The organism is Streptomyces sp. NPDC043427 (assembly GCF_056436655.1).
Genome location: NZ_JBWKCC010000013.1, coordinates 170,415 through 187,892, shown reverse-complemented (window position 1 = coordinate 187,892; position 17,478 = coordinate 170,415). Strand labels below are relative to the sequence as shown.

Annotated in this window: 14 protein-coding genes; 4 read left to right on the top strand and 10 right to left on the bottom strand. The window is 70.2% G+C overall.

What is annotated here, in order from left to right; translation table 11 throughout:
• Positions 1-39: 39 nt before the first annotated feature.
• The 5 genes from AC067M_RS22175 to AC067M_RS22155 form a co-directional block, all read right to left on the bottom strand.
• Positions 40-279: an SGM_3592 family protein gene (locus AC067M_RS22175; protein ID WP_478698726.1), complete on the bottom strand. Its 240-nt coding sequence runs from the start codon at positions 277-279 to the stop codon at positions 40-42.
• A gap of 110 nt (positions 280-389) precedes the next feature.
• Positions 390-1,109, bottom strand: a complete 720-nt coding sequence (locus AC067M_RS22170) for an ABC transporter permease subunit (RefSeq protein WP_478698725.1) — start codon at positions 1,107-1,109, stop codon at positions 390-392.
• A 10-nt stretch (positions 1,110-1,119) separates the two neighbouring features.
• Complete coding sequence (locus tag AC067M_RS22165) at positions 1,120-2,031, bottom strand: ABC transporter ATP-binding protein (RefSeq protein WP_478698724.1); 912 nt, start codon at positions 2,029-2,031, stop codon at positions 1,120-1,122.
• Complete coding sequence (locus tag AC067M_RS22160) at positions 2,028-2,936, bottom strand: ABC transporter permease (protein ID WP_478698723.1); 909 nt, start codon at positions 2,934-2,936, stop codon at positions 2,028-2,030. The genes AC067M_RS22165 and AC067M_RS22160 overlap by 4 nt, the downstream gene beginning before the upstream one ends.
• The gene (locus tag AC067M_RS22155; RefSeq protein ID WP_478698757.1) at positions 2,926-3,891 is read right to left on the bottom strand and encodes an ABC transporter ATP-binding protein; all 966 of its coding nucleotides are present in this window, start codon (positions 3,889-3,891) and stop codon (positions 2,926-2,928) included. The genes AC067M_RS22160 and AC067M_RS22155 overlap by 11 nt, the downstream gene beginning before the upstream one ends.
• Before the next feature lie 263 nt (positions 3,892-4,154).
• Here AC067M_RS22155 and AC067M_RS22150 point away from each other — a divergent pair, with 263 nt between their 5' ends.
• The 4 genes from AC067M_RS22150 (at position 4,155) to AC067M_RS22135 (ending at position 8,609) form a co-directional block, all read left to right on the top strand.
• Positions 4,155-5,915, top strand: a complete 1,761-nt coding sequence (locus tag AC067M_RS22150; RefSeq protein WP_478698722.1) for an SDR family oxidoreductase — start codon at positions 4,155-4,157, stop codon at positions 5,913-5,915.
• Between the two features lie 176 nt (positions 5,916-6,091).
• Positions 6,092-6,640 (top strand): RNA 2'-phosphotransferase, encoded by a 549-nt coding sequence (locus tag AC067M_RS22145; protein ID WP_478698721.1) that lies wholly within the window; start codon positions 6,092-6,094, stop codon positions 6,638-6,640.
• Positions 6,641-6,754: 114 nt separating this feature from the next.
• Entirely contained in the window at positions 6,755-7,657 is a 903-nt protein-coding gene (locus tag AC067M_RS22140; RefSeq protein WP_478698720.1) for an LLM class flavin-dependent oxidoreductase, read from the top strand.
• Between the two features lie 79 nt (positions 7,658-7,736).
• Entirely contained in the window at positions 7,737-8,609 is an 873-nt protein-coding gene (locus tag AC067M_RS22135) for an HAD hydrolase family protein (RefSeq protein WP_478698719.1), read from the top strand.
• A 98-nt stretch (positions 8,610-8,707) separates the two neighbouring features.
• On the opposite strand, the gene AC067M_RS22130 is transcribed toward AC067M_RS22135, so the two are convergent.
• The 5 genes from AC067M_RS22130 to hisC form a co-directional block, all read right to left on the bottom strand.
• On the bottom strand, positions 8,708-9,763 hold the full coding sequence (locus tag AC067M_RS22130) for a M23 family metallopeptidase (protein WP_478698718.1): 1,056 nt from the start codon (positions 9,761-9,763) through the stop codon (positions 8,708-8,710).
• Between the two features lie 117 nt (positions 9,764-9,880).
• Entirely contained in the window at positions 9,881-13,486 is a 3,606-nt protein-coding gene (cydD, locus tag AC067M_RS22125; RefSeq protein ID WP_478698717.1) for a thiol reductant ABC exporter subunit CydD, read from the bottom strand.
• Positions 13,487-13,498: 12 nt separating this feature from the next.
• The gene (cydB, locus tag AC067M_RS22120) at positions 13,499-14,503 is read right to left on the bottom strand and encodes a cytochrome d ubiquinol oxidase subunit II (protein WP_478698716.1); all 1,005 of its coding nucleotides are present in this window, start codon (positions 14,501-14,503) and stop codon (positions 13,499-13,501) included.
• 20 nt (positions 14,504-14,523) lie between these two features.
• Complete coding sequence (locus AC067M_RS22115) at positions 14,524-16,032, bottom strand: cytochrome ubiquinol oxidase subunit I (protein WP_478698715.1); 1,509 nt, start codon at positions 16,030-16,032, stop codon at positions 14,524-14,526.
• A gap of 176 nt (positions 16,033-16,208) precedes the next feature.
• Positions 16,209-17,288 (bottom strand): histidinol-phosphate transaminase, encoded by a 1,080-nt coding sequence (gene hisC / locus AC067M_RS22110; RefSeq protein WP_478698714.1) that lies wholly within the window; start codon positions 17,286-17,288, stop codon positions 16,209-16,211.
• Between the last annotated feature and the right edge of the window lie 190 nt (positions 17,289-17,478).

Below are 17,478 nucleotides of genomic sequence, written 5' to 3'. Positions count from 1 at the left end.
ATTAACGAACGAGTGTGCGAGCCGGGGCAGCCCACCGCTCTACCGGCGGCGCCACCTGCGGCGGCGTGCCTTGCTGAAGAACCATCCGGCGGGTGGCTCGTCCGAGCGCCAGGGTTGCGGCTCGGGCTCCTCGGCCCGCCAGCGCGCGGCGAGCATGCGGGCCCGGGCGGACGGCTCGGACGACTCGGCGGACCGTATGAAGTCCTCGTCCAGGACGAGGTCGTCCCATGTGTCCCCGACCTGTCCGCGACCGTCGTACTGAGGCGTCTCCTCGGCCATCCCGTTCCTCCCGTCCCGCATGCCTTTGCACAGTGTTCCCGAGCCGTCGTGAAGTCCCCGTGAGTAAAGGGGCTGTACTCCTCGCCGCGCTGTTAGTCCTCGCCGGGCGGTTACTCCTCGCCCGCCAGCGTCAGCGACCGCAGCTTCTGCCCGGCGTACCAGGTCGCCAGCACGGTCACCGTGACCAGCAGCACCGTCGCCGTCGTCAGACCGACGTCCGAGGTGACCAGGTCCCCACCGGCGACCTTGTGGGCGACCGCCAGCGACCACTGCTGGACGCTCAGCGTGCGCGCCCCGGGCACCAGGGAGCCGAACAGGGCCTCCCAGACCAGCGCGTAGACGAGCCCGAAGACGACCGCGTGCCGGGATACCGTGCCGAGCAGCAGGAAGAGGGCGGCGTAGGCGATGGAGGAGACCAGCGCGGCGACCGTGTAGGCGACGGCGACCTGCTGGCCGTTGCCGTTGAGGATGAACCCGGCGATCAGCGTCGGCAGCGCCGAGAAGACCATCGTCACCGCGATCGCAACGATCAGCTTGGTGAAGATGATCGTCGGCCGCTTCACCGGCTTGGACAGCAGGTACACCACGGAGCCGTCGTCGATCTCCGGTCCGATCGCACCGGTGCCCGCGATGACACCGATGATCGGCACCATGGTGGCGAGCGCGAAGCCGCCCAGCAGGTCCGAAGCCGTCTGGTCGTCGGCCCCGGTGAGGGCGCGCACGACGACGGAGATGGCGATCAGCAGCAGCGGCAGGGCGCCCAGGATGAGGGCCCTGCGGCGGCCGAGCAGGGCTCGATAGGTGAGCCGGGCGACTGTGGGGTCGTACATCTTTGGCCTCCTACGCCGCGACCAGGTACGAGAAGACGGACTCGAGGGACTCGTCGGACGGCGAGACCGTGAGCAGCCTGATGCCGTTGTCCCTGGCCACGCGTGGCAGCAGGGTGGTGAAGCGACCGAAGTCGACGGCCTGGATGCGCAGCGCGCCCTCCGCCAGGTCGACCTCGATGCCGGACGTGGACGGGTCGGCGATCAGCGCGGCCGCGAGGGCGCGGTCGTCACTGGAACGCACCAGGTAGCGGTGCGGGCGGTCGGTCATCAGACGCCGGATCCTGCGGAAGTCACCGCTGGCCGCGTGCCTGCCCGCGACGACGACCTCGATGTGCCAGGCGAGTTGCTCGACCTCTTCGAGGATGTGGGACGAGAACAGCACGGTGCGACCCTCGTCGCCCATGCGCCGCAGCAGGTCCATCAGCTGCATGCGCTGGCGCGGGTCCATGCCGTTGAAGGGCTCGTCGAGCAGGAGCAGGGACGGCTCGTGGACCAGCGCGGAGGCCATCTTCACGCGCTGACGCATGCCCTTGGAGTACGTGGCGATCTTCCGGTCCTGCGCGTACTCCATCTCGACGGTGGCGAGCGCCTTCTGGGCCGCCTTGGCGCCCAGACCGTGCAGCTCGGCGTTGGCGACGACGAACTCCCGGCCGGTGAGGAAGTCGTACATCGCCTCGCGCTCGGGGACGATGCCGATGTGCTGGTAGATCGCCTCGTTGCGCCAGACGGGCTGCCCGTCGAGGGTGACGGTGCCGGTGGAGGGGGCCAGGAAGCCGCCCATCATGTTGATGAGGGTGGACTTTCCGGCGCCGTTGGGGCCGAGCAGGCCGGTGACGCCGGGGCCGACGGTCATGGTGATGTCGTTGACGGCGACCACGTTGCCGAACCAGCGGGAGACATGGTCGATGGAGAGCGTGGTCACAGTCCCACCTTCCGGTAGCGGCGCATCAGGAGGCCGTAGCTGGCGGCGATGAGCCCCAGGACGGCGAGGAGGTAGACGACGCCCTCGCCGTTCGACGGGCCGATCCCGCCGGGGAACGCCGAGCTCGCGCCCAGGAAGGCGGACTGCACCCCGTCGATGAGCGTGATGGGGGAGAAGAGACCGATCCAGGGGACGGCGTCGGAGCTGTTCTGCACGTCGGCGATGGCCTGGAGCGTGGAGACCGCGCCGTAGGAGATGGTCAGAACGGCGATGACGGCCGCGATGCCGAAGCCGCGGCGCGGGGTCACCGAGGCGATGACCAGGCCGATGCCGGCGAAGAGCAGCGAGAGCAGTGACACCGAGACGAGCCCCTGTGCGAATCCCTTGGTCTGATCGGCGAAGTCCAGCTTCGCCAGCAACGCGCCCACGTAGAGCACGAGCAGCGGTGCGGCGGTGAGGACGAACAGCGCCGAGGCCAGCGCCGCGAACTTCGCCAGGACGTAGTCGGCGGTCTCGATCGGCCGGGAGAAGTACAGCGGCACGGTCTTGAAGCGCAGGTCGCGCGAGACGGACTGGGGCGCCTGCGAGGCAACGTACAGGCTGATGACGGCCTGCATGACGATGGCGTAGCGCGTGTAGTCGAGGGGGAGGTCCTTGGCCTTCGTGGCGACGGCGACGGCCACCATGATGGCGGCCGGCACGCACATCACCACGAACAGCAGCATCGGCAGCACCTTGGACTTGACCGAGCGGCCGAGGCCGTAGGCGCCGCGCAGGGACTGCGAGTACAGGGAGCGGCGGGCGTAGGCGCGGCCGAGGCGGGGGCCGTCGTAGCTGCGGTAGCCGATGTTGTGGATGCGGGTCTGGTCGCCCGAGGGGGCGGTGACCGGGTGCTCAACTGCCATGGCCGACGGCCTCCTTCCGCTGCGCGTCGCCGTCCTTGAAGACTTCCGAGATGTGGTGTCGGCGCTGTTCCATGCGGACCAGGCCGAGGCCGAGGTCGGCGACGACGTCACGCACCAGGTCGTACGTCTCCTCGCCCTGCGCGGTGAGCAGCAGGATGTGGCCGGCGCCCGGTAGGCCGCCCGCGCCGTCGTGGATGTCCACCCCGCGCGCATGGAGTGCGTCGCGCACCGCGCGGGTGCCGTCGGGGTGTTCGTCGGTGTCGGTGACCTCGATCGCGAGGGTGGTCGTGGTCTGGGTGAAGTCGGTGGTGGAGCTGGAGCGCAGAAGCTTGCCGCCGTCGATGACGACGACGTGGTCACACGTGCGCTCGAGTTCGCCCAGCAGGTGCGAGGTGACCAGGACGGAGATGCCGAAGTCCGTGTGGATGCGGCGGATCAGGCCGAGCATCTCGTCGCGGCCGACCGGGTCGAGACCGTTGGTCGGCTCGTCGAGGAAGACCAGGTGCGGGTCGTGCACCAGCGCTTGGGCGAGCTTCACGCGCTGCTTCATGCCGGTCGAGTAGCCGCCGATGGGGCGGTAGCGCTCCTCGTACAGGCCGACGTGGCGCAGGGTGTCCGCGGTGCGCTCACGCGCCGCAGTGGGCGGTAGGCCCGACATGCGGGCCATGTGCACGACGAACTCGGTGGCCGAGACGTCGGGCGGCAGACAGTCGTGTTCCGGCATGTAGCCGACCCGCTCACGGATGTCGGCGCCCTTCGTCGCGACGTCGAGCCCGAGCACTTCGGCGCGGCCCTCGGAGGCAGGGGACAGACCCAACAGGATCTTGATCAGTGTTGACTTGCCGGCTCCGTTGGCTCCGACGAGTCCGGTCACCCCGGGCCCGACGTCGACGGAGAGCCGGTCAAGCGCGGTCACCCGGGGGAACCGCTTGCTCAGGCTTTCGGTCGCGATCACAGTCACGTCATAGAAGGTAGTGACGCGGGCCACTCAAGTCGTCAGCCCCGAGAGCCGTCTTCAGGTCAGCCTGGAGTCGTACGGGCCCGTAGGGGATCCCCTGCCTGAGAGCTACGCCGCCTCTCCACCCTTCTCCACCTGGGCCCGCGCTATTGACGCTGTCTCTAACAACTGCCAGATTCGGCGGGGTCACATTACGGGCACGTAGCGCGTTCGGGACGGGAACGGCTCGTCGGAGCGAGACGGCGCTGGGCGGAGGAGAAGTGACGGTGCTGGAGGGTGCGCGGGAGCGCTGGGTGCGGACCGGTGGCGTCGAGCTGTGCGTGGCGGAGCTGGGGGACCCCTCGCGGCCGACGGTCGTCCTGGTGCACGGCTATCCGGACAGCAAGGAGGTGTGGTCCGAGGTCGCGGCACGGCTGGCCGACCGCTTCCACGTCGTCCTGTACGACGTCCGGGGTCATGGCCGCTCCACGGCACCGCGGCCGCTGCGCGGCGGGTTCACCCTGGAGAAGCTGACGGACGATTTCCTGGCCGTCGCGGACGCCGTCAGCCCGGACCGGCCGGTGCATCTGGTGGGGCACGACTGGGGCTCGGTGCAGGCCTGGGAGTTCGTGACCGTCGAGCGCACCAAGGGCCGGATCGCGTCCTTCACGTCGATGTCCGGTCCGTCTCTCGACCACTTCGGCCACTGGATCGCCCAGCGCGTCAGGCGGCCCACCCCGCGCCGGATCGCGCAGCTCCTCGGGCAGGGCGCGAAGTCCTGGTACGTGTACCTGCTGCACACGCCCGCGTTCCCCGAGGCCGCCTGGCGCGGTCCGCTCGGCAAGCGCTGGCCGCGGATCCTTGAGCGCCTGGAGAACATGCCCGCGGGCGCCTACCCGACGTCCTCCCTGCCCTCGGACGCGGCGCACGGCGCATGGCTGTACCGGGACAACGTGCGGTCCCGGCTGCGCAGGCCCCGCACGGACGCCCACGCGCACGCGCCCGTGCAGCTCATCACGCCCCTCGGGGACGCGTTCCTGTCGGAGCGGCTGTACGACGAACTGGAGCAATGGGTTCCGCAGCTCACCCGGCGCACTCTCCCCGCGGGGCACTGGATCCCGCGCACGCGCCCGGACCGGCTGGCGGCCTGGATCACGGAGTTCGTCACGTCGGTCGAGGACGGCAGACCGGAGCGGGTGGCCACGGACGGCCGGTACGCCGAGCGCTTCGGCGGGCAGCTCGTGCTGGTCACCGGGGCTGCCAGCGGTATCGGGCGGGCCACGGCGCTGGCGTTCGCCGAGGCGGGCGCGCGCGTGATCGCGGTCGATCGGGACGCGGAGGGCGCCGCCCGCACCGCCGAGACGTCCCGCCTGATGGGCGCCCCGGAGGCATGGGCGGAGGCGGTGGACGTCTCCGACGAGCAGGCCATGGAGAAGCTCGCCGCGCGGGTCGCCGCCGAGTACGGCGTGCTGGACGTGCTGGTGAACAACGCCGGTATCGGGTTGTCAGGCTCCTTCCTCGACACGACGTCCGACGACTGGCGTCGGGTGCTTGACGTCAACCTGTGGGGTGTCATCCACGGCTGCCGTCTCTTCGGGCGGCAGATGGTCGAGCGCGGCCAGGGCGGCCACATCGTCAACACGGCGTCGGCGGCCGCGTTCCAGCCGTCCAGGGTCCTGCCCGCCTACAGCACCTCCAAGGCGGCGGTACTGATGCTGAGCGAATGCCTGCGCGCGGAGCTGGCGGGACAGGGCATCGGCGTGACCGCGATCTGCCCCGGCATCGTCAACACCAACATCACCTCGACGGCACGTTTCACCGGCGTCGACGCGGAGGAGGAGCGCCGCCGACAGAAGCGCGCGGCCCGTCTCTACGGCCTGCGCAACTATCCGCCGGAGAAGGTGGCCGACGCGATCCTGCGCGCGGTCGTCCGCAACGAGGCGGTGGTGCCGGTGACTCCGGAGGCACGGGGAGCGCGGTTCATGGCCCGGTGGGTGCCGGGGGTGCTGCGGACGCTGGCGCGGGCCGAGCCGCCCTGGTGAGCCGCTCTACGACCAACTCCCCGACGGTCAAGCAAAATTGACGAAACCCCCTGGGCCGCACGTCAGTTGTCCACAGAACAGCCAATCCGCCTGTGGATAACCGCAGTTACTTGTGGATCAAACCTCGGCGGCAAAACAAAATGCGTGATCCGCGTCTCTCGCGTCATGCTGAGGGGATGGACGAAAGACGTACCGTGAAGGTGTCGAAGTACCTCTCCAAACACCTGCGGCACCAACCCGAGCGCATCGGCCTGGCCCCCGACGACGCCGGATGGGTCGAGATCGGCACGCTCATCTCGGCGGCCGCGGCCCACGGGTTCCCCTTCACCCGGGACGAGCTGGACCATGTGGTCGCCGCCAACGACAAGAAGCGCTTCGCGGTCGAGGGCACACGGATCCGCGCCAGCCAGGGCCACAGCATCGAGGTCGACCTCGGACTGCCCCCGGCGACCCCACCGCCGTACCTCTATCACGGCACTGTCGCCCGCAACCTGGACGGCATCCGCGCCGAGGGCCTGCGGCCCATGAACCGGCACGACGTCCACCTCTCCGCCGACCGTGAGACCGCGACCCGCGTCGGCGCCCGCCGCGGCCGCCCGGTCGTCCTCTCGGTGGACGCGGCGGCCATGCATCGCGACGGCCATGTCTTCCACGTCAGCGCGAACGGGGTGTGGCTCACCCAGGCCGTACCACCGCTGTACCTGCGGTTTCCCGGGCCGCACTGACCTCAGTTCCGGCATGATCAACCGTGTGGACCTTGTTTCACGTGAAACATGACCTGTTTCACGGAAAGCTCCACCGGTTCACGCGAAGCACGATCGGCCGCATACGCTCGGAGTATGAGTCTGCGTCTGAGCACCGTGATCCTTCCGTACCGCCGTTGGAACGAGGACGGCCGTTCGGCATGGACGCGTGCCGAGCAGCTCGGCTTCCACACCGCGTACACCTACGACCACCTGTCCTGGCGCACCTTCCGCGACGGCCCCTGGTTCGGGGCTGTCCCGACGCTGACCGCCGCCGCGTGCGTCACCGAGCGGCTGCGTCTGGGCACGCTGGTGACCTCGCCGAATTTCCGACACCCGGTGACCCTCGCCAAGGAGCTGATCTCCCTGGACGACATCTCGGGCGGCCGGGTCACCCTGGGCATCGGCGCGGGCGGCACCGGCTTCGACGCCACCGCGCTCGGCCAGGAGCCGTGGAGCCCCCGTGAGCGCGCCGACCGGTTCGGAGAGTTCGTCCCCCTGCTCGACCGGCTGCTGACCGAGGACTCGGTGTCGTACGAGGGCGACTATTACTCGGCGCACGAGGCACGCAACATCCCCGGCTGCGTCCAGCGGCCCCGGCTGCCCTTCGCGATCGCCGCGACCGGGCCGCGCGGGCTGCGGCTCGCCGCACGGTACGGGCAGGCATGGGTGACCACCGGCGACCCCAAGCTGTACGCGAACGGCACCCCGGAACAGTCGGTTCAGGCCATTCGCGGGCAGGCGGAGAAGCTGGCCGACGCCTGCGCCGCGATCGGACGGGACGTGAACGGCCTCGACAAGGTCCTCCTCACCGGTTTCACCCCGGACCGGGCCCGCCCCCTCGAGTCCCTGGACGCCTTCGTCGACTTCGCCGGCCGCCACCAGGAGCTGGGATTCACGGAGCTCGTGATCCACTGGCCCATCCCCGACTCGGACTTCGCCGCGGACCAGAAGGTCTTCGAGCGGATCGCCATGGAGGCCCCGGCGCAGCTGCGCTGACCTCGACAACCAGTCCTCCGGGTCTCATCCGTGAGGGCTCTCGCACGGCCGTGCGGATGATCTGAGCGAGAATGGCCGGGTGACCTCAGCGACTCGACAGCCCGAGACCCCGACCGCCGCCCCCGTTCCGCCGCGGCTGATCGCCACCGATCTCGACGGCACCCTGCTGCGCGACGACAAGTCGGTCTCCCCCCGCACCGTCGCCGCGCTCGCCGCCGCCGAGGAGGCGGGCATCGCGGTGTTCTTCGTCACCGGCCGCCCGGCCCGCTGGATGGATGTCGTCAGCGACCACGTCCACGGTCACGGTCTGGCGATCTGCGGCAACGGCGCCGCCGTGGTCGACCTGCACGGCGGCCCCGGCACCCACCGGTTCGTGAAGGTGCGGGAGCTCGCGAGGGAGAACGCGCTGGACGCCGTACGGCTATTGCGGGAGGCCGCGCCGGGCACGGTGTACGCGGTGGAGCAGACGTACGGCTTCTACCAGGAGCCGGACTATCCCAAGCTGCACATGGAGATACCCGACGAGCTGGCGCCCGCCGAGGATCTGCTGGCCCCCGACGGTCCCGGCTCGGCCGAGCCCGTGCTCAAGATCCTCGCCTACCACCCCACCCTCGACCCCGACGCGTTCCTCACCCTGGCCCGCCTCGCCATCGGCGAGCGCGCGACCGTCACCCGGTCCAGCCCCAGCGCCCTGTTGGAGATCAGCGGTCCCGGCGTCTCCAAGGCCAGCACGCTGGCCCTGTGCTGTGCCGAGCGCGGCATCTCCCACGAGGAGGTCGTCGCCTTCGGTGACATGCCCAACGACGTCGAGATGCTCACCTGGGCAGGGCAGGGGTACGCCATGGGCAACGCCCACCCCGACGTGATCGCCGCCGCCTCGGGGCGGACGGTCGCCAACAACGAGGACGGCGTGGCGGTCGTGATCGAGCGGATGCTGGCGGAGCGGCTGTAGCAAAGACCGGAGGTGGTGCCGATGACGCGGGATTCCAAGGCGGGTTGCGAACGTCCCGTCGTCCGCACGAAGGGCAGGCGGGACGTTCGCAACCCGCCCTAGCCCAGGGACACTCCGCGTTCCGCCAGCCACGGCACCGGATCCAGCGAGGACCCCAGTTGCGGTGTGACCCGCACCTCGAAGTGCAGGTGCGGGCCGGTCGAGTTGCCGGTCGTGCCTGACTGCCCGATCCACTGCCCGGTGGCCACGCGGTCGCCCTGGTCAACGGTGACGGCCGCGAGATGCGCGTACTGCGTGTAGTAGCCGCCGTCGTGTTCGAGCACGATCTCGATGCCGAACGCGCCCCCGCACGACACCCTCACCACACGCCCCGCCCCGACCGCCCGCACCGGAGTCCCGATGGGGACCGCGAAGTCCTGCCCGGTGTGCCGATGCGCCCAGCGCGCACCGCCGCTGCCGAAGCCGGCCGAGAGTTCATACCCCTCGACCGGCGCCACCCACGCGCTCGTGAACTGCGTCTGCGGCTGGTCGAGACGGACGGCACCGCGACACGATCCGGCGGCGACCGAGGCGTCCGCCTGCCCCTGCAACTGCCACCGCGCCTCTTCGAGCCTCTCCTCGATGCCCTTCTTGATGCCGTCGAGTTCGGTCCTGCGCCGCTCCAGCGCCTGCAACGCCGTCGCGGCCCTCGCCTCGTCGGCGGTGAGCCGGGCCTCGGCGCGACGGCTCTTGCCGATCGCGTTGGCGACGGCCACGTTCTGCCGCGAGAACACCTGCTGACCGCGCATCAGCTCGTCCGGGCTCCCCGCGAGGACGATCTGCGCGGCGAGGGGGAGCCCACCGCTGTCACGGTACTGAGCGCGTGCGATGCGTCCCAGTTCCTCGTGGTGCACGGCGATTTCCCGACGCTCCCGGTCGAGGAGTTGCTCCAGCCGCCTGACCTCCGCCGCCTGCACGTCCGCCGCGCGCCGCCCCTCCTCGTACGCCTGCGTCGCCACGGCCGCGTCCGCGTACAGCCGCGCCACCTGAACGCTGAAGCCGGCGTCGGGGCCGTCCCCCAAGTCGTCGTCGGAGGTCGTGGGCCGCGCCGCGAGCACCGCCACCGCACACACCAGTACCGCAACCAGCCGCGGATGGCGGCGAAATGAATGCATGTCAGCGATCGTGACCCAGCTCCGCCGACTCCCGCCCGTTCAAGTCGTACGCCTGGGGGAATCACCCGCCCGGATGGCTCAGTACCACGGCTCACTCAGACGCACAGCTCACCGTCGCTACCGCGCCCCCACCAACAGCTCCGACTCCGCCTCCCGTTCGAGCATCCGCCGCAGCGGCCCGTCCTCGGCGGCCAGTTCGGCGTGGGAGCCGCGCTGCACGACCCGTCCCCCGTCCAGCACGATCACCTCGTCCACGGCCTCCAGACCGGCCAGCCGATGGGTGATGAGCAGGGTCGTACGGCCCTCGGTCGCGGCCAGCAGATCGGTGGTGAGTGCGTCGGCGGTCGGCAGGTCCAGGTGCTCGGCGGGCTCGTCCAGCACGAGGACGGGGAAGTCGGCGAGCAACGCCCTGGCCAGCGCCAGGCGTTGGCGCTGCCCGCCCGACAACCGCGCCCCGTGCTCGCCGATCAGCGTGTCGAGCCCGTCGGGCAGGCTGTCGGCCCACTCCAGCAGCCGGGCCCGCGCGAGCGCGCCGCGCAGATCGTCCTCGGTGGCGTCCTTCTTCGCCAGAAGCAGGTTCTCACGCACCGAACTGTCGAAGAGGTGCGCGTCCTGCGCACACAGCCCCACGAGCCGCCGTACGTCGTCCCCGTCCAGCGCGTACGCGTCGACGCCGCCCAGCGTGTACGCACCGGCCTCCGCGTCCAGGAACCGCAGCAGCACCTGTGCGAGCGTCGTCTTGCCGGACCCGGACGGCCCGACCACAGCGGTCCGCCGCCCGGCCTCGAGGGTCAGGTCGAGCCCGGCGAGGGCGTCCCGGCCCTGCCCGGAGTGCCGGGCGGCCAGGTCCTTGACGACGAGCGGGAACGGCGAGGTGGGCGCCTGCCGGGGCCGCTCAGGTTCACGCACGGGCTCGGGGGAGTCAAGGACCTCGTAGACGCGCTCCGCGCTCCTGCGCACCCGCTGCCGGTGCTGCACGGCGAGCGGCAGCCCGAGGACGGCCTCGAACGCTGCCAGCGGCGTAAGGACGACGACAGCCATCGCCACTCCGCCCAGCCGCCCGCCGGCCACCGCCTGCGCGCCCACGAGCGCCGCGGCCGCGACAGTCAGGCCGGAGACGAGCGCGGTCAGTCCGTCGCCGAGCGCGGTGGCCGTGGCGCCCCGCGAGGCGATCCGGGTGAGCGCGGCATCCGCCTGACGCACCTGCTCCGTACGACCGGGCAGGGCACCGGCGACGGTCAGCTCCGCGGTGCCGGTGAGCAGATCGGCGGCGCGGGTCGCGAGCACCCCGCGGGCGGGGGCGAGCCGGTGTTCGGCGCGCCGCGCAACAGCGCCGGTGACCAGCGGGACGCCGACACCGGCCGCCAGGAGCCCCGCCGCGAGTACGGCGCCCGCCTCGGGCAGCAGCCACGCCGTGAAGGCCACGGACCCGGCGGAGACCACAACAGCGGCCCCGGCGGGCAGCAGCCAGCGCAGCCAGTAGTCCTGCAGCGCGTCCACATCGGCGACGAGCCGCGAGAGCAGGTCGCCGCGCCGGGCTCTGCTCAGTCCCGCGGGCGCCAGCCGCTCCAGCCGCCGGTACACGGCGACCCGGGTATCGGCCAGCATCCGCAGAACGGCGTCGTGCGACACCAGCCGCTCCGCGTACCGGAAGACGGCCCTGCCGATGCCGAACGCCCGCGTCGCCGTCACGGCCACCATCAGATAGAGCACGGGCGGCTGCTGCGAGGCCCGCGAGATGAGCCACCCGGACGTGGCCATGAGCCCGACGGCACTGCCCAGCGCCAGGCTCGCCAGCAGCAGCGCGAGAGCGAGCCGCCCACGCCGGGCCCCGGACATGGCACGAACCCGGGCGAGGATGCTTCCCGCGGTGGCGCGCTCCCGGGTGTGGCTGTCCTCAGCGGCCGTAGAGACGCCGCCTGTGGTCGCCGGAATCCCCGTGTCGGCCGTGTCGGCCGCCGCGACGGCGGACGCGACGGCCACCGACTCGCGCCCCACGGGACCGGCCTCGACCGTAGGCACCTCGGAATTCCCGCCCTCGACATCAGCGTGCCTGGCGTCCCCACCCCCGGCATCGACACGGGCGCCCGTCTCGGCCTCCGCAAGCCGCACCACCCGGTCCGCCACGCCCAGCAGCGCCGGCCGGTGCACCACCAGCAGCACCGTCCGCCCCGCCGCCAGCCGCCGCACCGCGGCCACGACCTCGGCCTCGGTCTCCCCGTCCAGCGCGGCCGTCGGCTCGTCCAGCAGCAGCACAGGCCGGTCCGCGAGGAACGCGCGCGCCAGCGCGAGCCGCTGCCGCTGCCCGGCGGACAGCCCGGCCCCGTCCTCCCCGAGCACGGTTTCCGCGCCGCCGGGCAGGGCCTCCACGAACTCCAGCGCACCGGCGTCCGCCAGCGCCCTGCGGACGGCGGCATCGTCCGCGTCGGGACGTGTCAGCCGTACGTTCTCGGCGATCGTCCCGGCGTACAGGTGCGGCCGCTGCGGTACCCACGCGATCCGCGACCGCCACTGCTCCAGGTCGGCCTCGGCGAGATCGACTCCCCCAGCCCGCACCCGCCCCTCAGTCGGCCGCACGAAGCCCAGCAGCACGTTCAGCAGCGTGGACTTGCCCACCCCGCTCGGCCCGACGAGCGCCACCGTCTCCCCGGGGCCGACGTCGAAGGACACGTCCGACACGGCGTCCACGGACCGCCCCGGATACCGGACCGTCACGCCCTCGAAGGCCAGCCCGCCCTCCGGTACAGCGCTCGTGCCCGAGTCCGGCAGGGGAGTCTCCAGCACGGCGAAGATCTCCTCGGCCGCCGCGAGCCCCTCCGCCGCCGCGTGGTACTGCGCGCCGACCTGGCGCAGCGGCAGATACGCCTCGGGGGCGAGCACGAGGATGACCAGCCCGATGTACAGGTCCATCTCTCCGTGGACGAGCCGCATACCGATCGTCACGGCGACCAGGGCCACCGAGAGCGTGGAGAGCAGCTCCAGTGCGAAGGAGGAGAGGAAGGCGATCCGCAGCGTCCGCAGGGTCGCCTGCCGGTACTCGCCGGTGATGCGCCGGATCGAGTCGGCCTGCGCCTTGGCCCGCCCGAAGACCTTCAGGGTCGGCAGTCCCGCGACCACGTCCAGGAAGTGCCCGGAGAGCCGGGAGAGCAGCCGCCACTGACGGTCCATCCGGGACTGAGTGGCCCAGCCGATCAGCATCATGAAGACCGGGATCAGCGGCAGCGTGCCGACAATGATCGCGGCGGAGACCCAGTCCTCGGTCACGATCCGCGCCAGCACCGCCACCGGCACGACCACTGCGAGCCCCAACTGGGGCAGATACCGCGAGAAGTAGTCGTCGAGGGCGTCGACTCCCCGAGTGGCGAGAGCCACCAGGGATCCGGTCCGCTGGCCGCTCAGCCACCCCGGGCCGAGTGCGGCGGCCCGCTCCAGCAGCCGCCCTCGCAGCTCCGATTTCACCGCTGCGCTGGCGCGATGGGCGGCGAGTTCGGTGAGCCAGGAGACCAGCGCACGACCGACCGCCACGGCCACCAACAGCAGCAGGGGAGTGCGGAGTTCGGCGACCGACATACCGTGCTGGAACGCGCCGACCACCGTCTCGGCGATGAGCATCGCCTGTGCGACGACCAGCCCCGCGCCCAGGGCGCCCAGGCCGACGACCGCCACCAGGAAGCGACGGGTGGCCCGGGCGTACCGGAGGAGACGTGGATCGATTGGTTTCACGTGAAACACACCTCAGTGAGTGGCTTCGGCGAGGTGCTGGGTGCCGATCCGCTTGCGGAACACCCAGTAGGTCCAGCCCTGGTACAGCATCACGATCGGTGTGGCGATCGCCGCACACCAGGTCATGATCTTCAGGGTGTACGGGCTCGACGAGGCGTTGGTGACCGTGAGGTTCCAGTCCGCGTTGAGCGAGGACGGCATGACGTTCGGGAAGAGGGTCAGGAACAGCATCGCCACGGCGGCCACGATGGTGACGCCGGACAGGGCGAACGACCAGCCCTCACGCCCCGCCTGGTTCGCCACGAGCGCCGCGACCAGGGCCGCAACCGCCACGACCAGCGCGACCAGGCTCTTGCCGTCACCGCTCTCGACCTGCGTCCACAGCAGGAAGACCAGCGCGAGCGCGGCGGTGACCAAGCCGACCTTGAGGGCCAGCTTCCGAGCACGCTCCCGGATGTCACCGACGGTCTTGAGCGCGGTGAACACCGCTCCGTGGAAGGTGAACAGCGTGAGCGTCACCAGTCCGCCGAGGAGCGCGTACGGGTTGAGGAGGTCCCCGACGTTGCCGACGTACTCGAAGTTCTGGTCGATCTTCACGCCCCGCACGATGTTGCCGAAGGCAACGCCCCACATGAATGCGGGGATCAGCGAGGTCCAGAAGATCGCGGTCTCCCAGTTGCGCTGCCAGTTCTCCTCGGGCCGCTTCACCCGGTACTCGAAGGCGACACCCCGCACGATCAGGCAGACCAGGATCAGCAGCAGGGGCAGGTAGAAGCCGGAGAAGAGCGTGGCGTACCACTCGGGGAACGCGGCGAAGGTCGCCCCGCCGGCCGTCAGCAGCCACACCTCGTTGCCGTCCCACACGGGGCCGATGGTGTTGATCAGCACCCGCTTCTCGGGCCGGTCACGGGCCAGCAGCTTGGTGAGGACGCCGACCCCGAAGTCGAACCCCTCCAGGAAGAAGTAGCCGATCCACAGGACGGCGATGAGGACGAACCAGACGTCGTGCAGTTCCATGACTGTGCAGCTCCCTCGGCCTAGTAGGAGAAGGCCATCGGCTTGTCGGCGTCACGGGAGTCGCCGCCGATCTTCGTGGGCGGGTTGAGGTCGGCCTCGGTGAGCTCGGGCGGCCCGCCCTTGACGTACTTCACCAGCAGCTTGACCTCGACGACGGCGAGGATGGCGTACAGCGCGGTGAAGACGATCATCGAGGTGAGGACCTCACCCTGGGAGACACCGGGGGAGACCGCGTCACGGGTCTGGAACACGCCGTAGACGACCCACGGCTGGCGGCCCATCTCGGTGAAGATCCAACCCCAGGAGTTGGCGATCAGCGGGAAGCCCAGGGTGAGGATCGCGATGCGCCAGTACCACTTGGTGAGCGTCGGGCTGAGGGCCTTCCCGGGCAGCAGCGCCAGGTGCGGCACCTCGTCGTCGCCCACCCTCAGGTGCTGCGGCAGCAGGAACTTCTTGCGGGTCAGCCACAGCCCGGCCAGGCCGATCGCGAAGGACGTCATGCCGAAGCCGATCATCCAGCGGAAGCCCCAGTAGGCGACCGGGATGTTGGGCCGGTAGTCGCCGGGCCCGAACTTCTCCTGCTCTGCCTTGTTGACGTCGTTGATGCCGGGGACGTACGAGCTGAAGTCGTCCTTGGCCAGGAAGGACAGCAGGCCCGGTATCTCGATGGCGACCTTGTTGTGCCCCTTGTCGACGTCGCCGACGGCGAAGACCGAGAAGGGCGCCGGCGCCTCGCCGTCCCACAGGGCCTCGGCCGCGGCCATCTTCATCGGCTGCTGCTCGAACATGACCTTGCCGAGGGCGTCTCCGCTGATCGCGGTGAGCATGCCGCCGATGACCACGGTGACCAGCCCGAGCCGCAGCGAGGTCTTCATCTCCCGCACGTGCTTCTTGCGGGAGAGGTGGAAGGCCGCGATGCCGACCATGAAGGCGCCACCCGTCAGGAAGGCCGCGGAGAGGGTGTGGAACGCCTGGCTGAGCGCGGTGTTCTGGGTGAGGACGGCCCAGAAGTCGGTGAGCTCGGCCCTGCCCTTCTCCTTGTTGATCCGGTAGCCGACCGGGTGCTGCATCCACGAGTTGGCCGCGAGGATGAAGTAGGCCGACAGGATCGTGCCGAGGGAGACCATCCATATGCAGGCCAGGTGGATCCTCTGGGGGAGCTTGTCCCAGCCGAAGATCCACAGCCCGATGAAGGTGGACTCGAAGAAGAAGGCGATGAGAGCCTCGAAGGCGAGCGGGGCACCGAAGATGTCACCTACGAAGCGGGAGTAGTCCGACCAGTTCATACCGAACTGGAACTCCTGCACGATGCCGGTGACGACACCCATCGCGATGTTGATCAGGAAGAGCTTGCCCCAGAACTTCGTCGCCCTGAGGTACTTCTCCTTCTGTGTCCGCACCCAGGCGGTCTGGAGTCCCGCGGTCAGCGCTGCCAGGGAGATCGTCAGGGGGACGAACAGGAAGTGGTAGACGGTCGTGATGCCGAACTGCCAGCGCGCCAGGGTCTCCGGCGCCAAAGCCAGGTCCACGTCGCCGCTCCTTACTTCACACGCTTGTGAATGCGTTCACATTCACAAGCCATTATGCAGCATCGGTCTTCGGCACCCACAAGGGGGGTCCCCTGTTTCACGTGAAACAGGGGACCCGGGACCGGTTCGCTGAGCAGAGCCCGACAGCTCGGTAAGTGAGGCAGCCTTCAAAGGCGCTACAGATCCTTACGGAACCCTTCCGCCGCCTTCAGGAAGATGTCGTTCCCCTCGGTCTCCCCGACCGTCACCCGCACACCCTCACCAGGGAACGGCCTGATCACGACACCCGCCTGCTCGCACGCCGCCGCAAAATCGGCGGTGCGCTCCCCCAGCCGCAGCCACACGAAGTTGGCCTGGGTCTCGGGGACCGCCCAGCCCTGGGCGCGCAGCGTCTCGACCACGCGTGTGCGCTCGCACACCAGGGAGCCGACCCGCCCGAGCAGCTCGTCCTCCGCGCGCAGCGAGGCGATCGCCGCGTCCTGTGCGAGTTGACTCACACCGAACGGCACCGCCGTCTTGCGCAGCGCCGCCGCGACCGGCTCATGGGCGATCGCGAAGCCCACCCGCAGCCCGGCCAGGCCGTACGCCTTGGAGAACGTCCGCAGGACGCAGACGTTGGGCCGCTCCCGGTACAGCTCGACGCCGTCGGGCACCTCAGGGTCGCGGATGAACTCCCGGTACGCCTCGTCGAGGACGACCAGAACATCTCCGGGCACCCGATCCAGGAACCGCTCCAGCTCGGCCCGCTTCACGACCGTGCCCGTGGGGTTGTTGGGGTTGCAGACGAAGATCAGCCGGGTCCGGTCGGTGATCGCGGCGGCCATCGCATCCAGGTCGTGCACGTCACCCGGTGTCAGCGGCACGCGTACCGACGTCGCGCCGCTGATCTGCGTGATGATCGGGTACGCCTCGAAGGACCGCCAGGCGTAGATCACCTCGTCACCGGGGCCGGAGGTGGCCTGGATCAGTTGCTGGGCCACACCGACCGAGCCGGTGCCGGTGGACAGGTGGGAGAGCGGGACGGCGAAGCGTTCGGACAGCTCGTTCATCAGGCCCGTGCACGCCATGTCGGGGTAGCGGTTGAAGTTGGAGGCCGCCGCCGTCACGGTCTCCATCACGCCGGGCAACGGCGGATAGGGGTTCTCGTTGGAGGACAGCTTGTACGCGACCTGGCCGCCGGCCGCGGCGGGCTTGCCCGGCTTGTAGGTGGGGATCCCGTCCAGCTCGGCGCGCAACTTGGGGCTCGTCTCGCTCACCGCAGTCCTCCTCATGACCACCGGCTTCCAATACTGCTCACCCTATGAGGATTGGGCACCGCTGCGTACTGGTGAACGACAATCGCCATCGCTCCCTCGGCATCCGGGGCATCACCGTACGAAGGCGTACCAATCAGGGGGCGCGTCATACATATATCTACGCGCCGGTGGCTCACTCCGTGGCGCGCAT